This window comes from uncultured Sulfitobacter sp., from assembly GCF_947502895.1.
Taxonomy (GTDB): domain Bacteria; phylum Pseudomonadota; class Alphaproteobacteria; order Rhodobacterales; family Rhodobacteraceae; genus Sulfitobacter.
Window position 1 is genome coordinate 2501 of the sequence record NZ_CANNBM010000012.1, and the last position, 4231, is coordinate 6731.

The window sequence follows — 4231 nt, forward strand, 5'->3', positions numbered from 1 at the left end:
ATCAGGGTTCGCCTTGTTACAAGCATTTGCCATGGATTGTTTCCTCGATCCCGCAAGTGTTTGCCATCTGAAATAGGCAGTGTTGTCCAAGTCAAGTACACTAACCGGAGTGGTCGTAAGGCCACTCGAAAATGCTGCGATCCGCACGGGTCGCGGTAGTTATGTATGCTTTTGATCTGGAAACAGGGATAAACAGTTTCTTACCAGCTTCTGTTGTCCACGAGGGACGTTGAGTCCTTCTCTTTCTGGATCAAATCAAGCGCGAAAAGGGCGTTTGGTGAATGCCTTGGCAGTAAGAGGCGATGAAAGACGTGATACTCTGCGATAAGCCATGGGGAGCTGAGAATAAGCTTTGATCCATGGATTTCTGAATGGGGCAACCCACCTGATACTTTGTTATTGTTGCCACTTCGGTGGCTCTCAATAATGAGGTAAAACAGGTATTTCTAGACTGAATATATAGGTTTAGAAAAGCAAACCCGGGGAACTGAAACATCTAAGTACCCGGAGGAAAGGAAATCAATATGATACTCCCCTAGTAGCGGCGAGCGAACGGGGACCAGCCGAGCCATGATTGTGGTTAGAATGCGTTGGAATGCGCAACCAGAGTGGGTGATAGTCCCGTATAAGAAGCATGATTGGACGTATTAAGTAGGGCGGAACACGTGAAATTCTGTCTGAAGATCGGAGGACCACCTTCGAAGGCTAAGTACTCCTTACTGACCGATAGTGAACCAGTACCGTGAGGGAAAGGTGAAAAGCACCCCGACGAGGGGAGTGAAACAGTACCTGAAACCGAACGCCTACAATCAGTTGGAGGGCCCTTGCGGCCTGACAGCGTACCTTTTGTATAATGGGTCATCGACTTGGTCTCTCAAGCAAGCTTAAGCCGCTAGGTGTAGGCGCAGCGAAAGCGAGTCTTAATAGGGCGAATGAGTTTGAGGGATCAGACCCGAAACCGAGTGATCTAGGCATGGCCAGGTTGAAGGTAAGGTAACACTTACTGGAGGACCGAACCCACATCCGTTGAAAAGGATCGGGATGAGCTGTGCCTAGGGGTGAAAGGCCAATCAAACTCGGAGATAGCTGGTTCTCTGCGAAATCTATTTAGGTAGAGCGTCGACCGAATACCATCGGGGGTAGAGCACTGGATGGGTAATGGGGCCCCACAGGCTTACTGATCCTAACCAAACTCCGAATACCGATGAGTACTAGTCGGCAGACACACGGCGAATGCTAACGTCCGTCGTGAAGAGGGAAACAACCCTGACCTACAGCTAAGGCCCCTAATTCATGGCTAAGTGGGAAAGCAGGTGGGACGACCAAAACAACCAGGAGGTTGGCTTAGAAGCAGCCATCCTTTAAAGATAGCGTAACAGCTCACTGGTCTAAATAAGTTGTCCTGCGGCGAAGATGTAACGGGGCTCAAGCCATGAGCCGAAGCTTAGGATGCATTTATTGCATGGTAGCAGAGCGTAGTGTGACATAGTTCCATGTGTCTTTACCCTCCTTCGGGTGGGATTAGACACAAGGAGCTTTCTGTGAAGCCGGCCTGTGAGGGATCCGGTGGAGAGATCACTAGTGAGAATGATGACATGAGTAGCGACAAAGAGTGTGAGAGACACTCTCGCCGAAAATCCAAGGGTTCCTGCTTAAAGCTAATCTGAGCAGGGTAAGCCGACCCCTAAGGCGAGGCCGAAAGGCGTAGTCGATGGGAACCAGGTTAATATTCCTGGGCCAGATGGAAGTGACGGATCTCGAAGGTAGTTCATCCTTATCGGATTGAATGGGCTGCTTAGAGGTTCCTGGAAATAGCTCCATCGTTAGATCGTACCCTAAACCGACACAGGTGGATAGGTAGAGAATACCAAGGCGCTTGAGAGAACTATGTTGAAGGAACTCGGCAAAATACCTCCGTAAGTTCGCGAGAAGGAGGCCCGGTTTCTAGGCAACTAGAGGCTGGGGGCACAAACCAGGGGGTGGCGACTGTTTATTAAAAACACAGGGCTCTGCGAAGTCGTAAGACGACGTATAGGGTCTGACGCCTGCCCGGTGCCTGAAGGTTAAAAGGAGGGGTGAGAGCTCTGAATTGAAGCCCAGGTAAACGGCGGCCGTAACTATAACGGTCCTAAGGTAGCGAAATTCCTTGTCGGGTAAGTTCCGACCTGCACGAATGGCGTAACGACTTCCCCGCTGTCTCCAACATAGACTCAGCGAAATTGAATTACCGGTCAAGATGCCGGTTACCCGCGGTTAGACGGAAAGACCCCGTGCACCTTTACTACAACTTCACACTGGCATTAGGCCGAACATGTGCAGGATAGGTGGTGGGCTTTGAAGCAGGGACGCCAGTCCCTGTGGAGCCTCCCTTGAGATACCACCCTTGTTCTGCTTGATGTCTAACCGCGGTCCGTTATCCGGATCCGGGACCCTGTGTGGTGGGTAGTTTGACTGGGGCGGTCGCCTCCTAAATCGTAACGGAGGCGCGCGAAGGTTGGCTCAGAGCGGTCGGAAATCGCTCGTTGAGTGCAATGGCAGAAGCCAGCCTGACTGCGAGACTGACAAGTCGAGCAGAGTCGAAAGACGGCCATAGTGATCCGGTGGTCCCGAGTGGAAGGGCCATCGCTCAACGGATAAAAGGTACGCCGGGGATAACAGGCTGATACTGCCCAAGAGTCCATATCGACGGCAGTGTTTGGCACCTCGATGTCGGCTCATCTCATCCTGGGGCTGGAGCAGGTCCCAAGGGTACGGCTGTTCGCCGTTTAAAGAGGTACGTGAGCTGGGTTTAGAACGTCGTGAGACAGTTCGGTCCCTATCTTCCGTGGGTGTAGGATACTTGAGAGGAGTTGCCCCTAGTACGAGAGGACCGGGGTGAACGATCCACTGGTGGATCTGTTGTGGCGCCAGCCGCAGTGCAGAGTAGCTATGATCGGACAGGATAACCGCTGAAGGCATCTAAGCGGGAAGCCCCCCTCAAAACAAGGTATCCCTGAGAGCCGAGGTAGACCACCTCGTCGATAGGCCAGAGATGTAAGCGTAGTAATACGTTCAGTTGACTGGTACTAATGGCTCGATAGGCTTGATTTGATCCAGTAACAGAGAGACTTAGGCCTCACTGTCGCTAGACAATCAAAAGCATACACACACATCAGTTGTACTGACTTGGACATGAGGAATTTATTTGGTTTGGTGATCATAGCGTAAGCAAAACACCCGGTCCCATCCCGAACCCGGCAGTTAAGTGCTACTGCGCCGATGGTACTGCGTCTTAAGGCGTGGGAGAGTAGGTCATCGCCAAACCTAATAAGTTCCTCATGAGTATCTCTCTTCTCGATGACGATCAAAACGCCGCCCTGTGAAAACAGTGCGGCGTTTTGCTGTTTGGGCCTCAAAGCCTTGAGCGGCTGATGTCTCTCGCACTGTGAAGGCAAGCGAACGCGCCTGCTGCGCGGACGTAGCGTGCCACCGGTAACTCGCCCTTGGCTATACGGTGGTCACAGGCTGGTCAGCGGGGTCTCACCACCCCCGAAATAAGTCCCCTTGGGATCTCTCCTTGCACAATGACCAATCAAAGCTGAAAGCGCGCAATACCTTGGTGGGTGTAAATGAACCTGCATCGCTCACGTAAGATATGCATCCGTGTGATGTTACGATCCGGCAGCTTTGGGCCCGAAATCACACGGATGTCTTCCTGGTCTGCGCCGTTCAAACGGGCATGGATGTTTTTGGCACCCCACGGTGTTCCCTATTCCAGGCCGGCACAAATAAAGCCTCCCCTGAAAACAAGTCTCGCTCTGCATTCGCCACAAACGGCTGCGTGCTGGATCAAGACATAACACCGTCCCGAACCGGATCACATATCCCGGGTGCCTCCCGTTGGTCCTGCGTAAACCGGACCAGAACTGCAGCGCGCTGTCATGGCCCCAACACGCCCCTTATAGGGCAGACCGAACTATGAGGTGCTCCGAGCATCAAAGACCATCCCGAAACCCAAACAAAATCCAGACAGTCAAAAACAACGTCAAAGGCACCACGTTATGTTCAAAACAAAAAAAACGCCCAAATACTCAAACTACTCAGCACTAAAATCAACAGAACCGATAATCGCACCACGAGAACCAACAACACAACTCCCGTACAAATGACCAAACTCTAAACATGCAAAATGCTCTAAACCCAAAAAATAACACCCCAAATATCCACCGTTAAAACTGTCACCAGCTCCGGT

General features: G+C 51.7%; 1 protein-coding gene and 2 rRNA genes. 2 read left to right on the top strand and 1 reads right to left on the bottom strand.

Going from position 1 to position 4231, the window contains the following annotated elements:
• Positions 1-253: 253 nt before the first annotated feature.
• Positions 254-3090: ribosomal RNA gene (locus Q0903_RS19645) — 23S ribosomal RNA — on the top strand.
• 98 nt (positions 3091-3188) lie between these two features.
• Positions 3189-3303, top strand: a 5S ribosomal RNA gene (rrf, locus tag Q0903_RS19650).
• A gap of 772 nt (positions 3304-4075) precedes the next feature.
• Here the strand turns inward: rrf and Q0903_RS19805 are convergent.
• Positions 4076-4231 (bottom strand): PfkB family carbohydrate kinase (locus tag Q0903_RS19805; RefSeq protein WP_366141522.1); only part of this gene is annotated, 156 nt, incomplete at its 5' end.